This is a genomic window from Exiguobacterium sp. N5 (assembly GCF_025842465.1).
GTDB classification, from domain to species: domain Bacteria; phylum Bacillota; class Bacilli; order Exiguobacteriales; family Exiguobacteriaceae; genus Exiguobacterium; species Exiguobacterium profundum.
This window is the reverse complement of the sequence record NZ_JAPAEP010000013.1, coordinates 1-804: the sequence shown is the minus strand read 5'-3', so window position 1 is coordinate 804 and position 804 is coordinate 1. Positions and strand designations below refer to the sequence as shown.

Genomic DNA, 804 nt, shown 5'->3' with positions numbered 1-804 from the left:
AAAAACATGTTGACATTATGTTAAAATAATGTTAATATCATATTTGTCTGGTGGCGATAGCGAGACGGCCACACCCGTTCCCATGCCGAACACGGAAGTTAAGCGTCTCAGCGCCGAAAGTAGTTGGGGGATCTCCCCCTGTGAGGATAGGACGTTGCCAGGCTACATATTGGAGGATTAGCTCAGCTGGGAGAGCACCTGCCTTACAAGCAGGGGGTCGGCGGTTCGATCCCGTCATCCTCCACCATTTACACCTGCCGGTGTAGCTCAGTTGGTAGAGCATCTGACTTGTAATCAGAGGGTCGAGGGTTCGAATCCTTTCGCCGGCACCATTTGATCTTTTTAAAAAGTCTACCGCTAGAAATTATACCTTGCCGGGGTGGCGGAATTGGTAGACGCACAGGACTTAAAATCCTGCGAGGGTTTCCTCGTGCCGGTTCAAGTCCGGCCCTCGGTACCATTAATATTTTCCCATGATGATTATTCGTCTCGCACCCTTAGCTCAGCTGGATAGAGCGTTAGACTACGAATCTAAAGGCCGGGAGTTCGAATCTCTCAGGGTGCACCATTTTTAGACGGGAAGTAGCTCAGCTTGGTAGAGCACTTGGTTTGGGACCAAGGGGTCGCAGGTTCGAATCCTGTCTTCCCGACCATCATCACTTATATTGGGGCCTTAGCTCAGCTGGGAGAGCGCCTGCCTTGCACGCAGGAGGTCAGCGGTTCGATCCCGCTAGGCTCCACCAATTTTATTTTTTTTTACAGACGAACTTTGAAAACTGAACGATGAGGCAAAAAAAGTTTTAC

Annotated in this window: 6 tRNA genes and 1 rRNA gene; all 7 read left to right on the top strand. The window is 49.9% G+C overall.

Annotated features, from left to right (window positions below):
* Positions 1 to 46 precede the first annotated feature (46 nt).
* Positions 47 to 163, top strand: a 5S ribosomal RNA gene (gene rrf, locus OKS35_RS15350).
* Positions 164 to 171: 8 nt separating this feature from the next.
* A tRNA-Val gene (locus OKS35_RS15345) sits at positions 172 to 247 on the top strand.
* 9 nt (positions 248 to 256) lie between these two features.
* Positions 257 to 332: transfer RNA gene (locus OKS35_RS15340), tRNA-Thr, on the top strand.
* A gap of 41 nt (positions 333 to 373) precedes the next feature.
* Positions 374 to 460, top strand: a tRNA-Leu gene (locus tag OKS35_RS15335).
* Positions 461 to 491: 31 nt separating this feature from the next.
* Positions 492 to 568: transfer RNA gene (locus tag OKS35_RS15330), tRNA-Arg, on the top strand.
* 8 nt (positions 569 to 576) lie between these two features.
* A tRNA-Pro gene (locus tag OKS35_RS15325) sits at positions 577 to 653 on the top strand.
* 14 nt (positions 654 to 667) lie between these two features.
* A tRNA-Ala gene (locus OKS35_RS15320) sits at positions 668 to 743 on the top strand.
* The last annotated feature ends 61 nt before the right edge of the window (positions 744 to 804 follow it).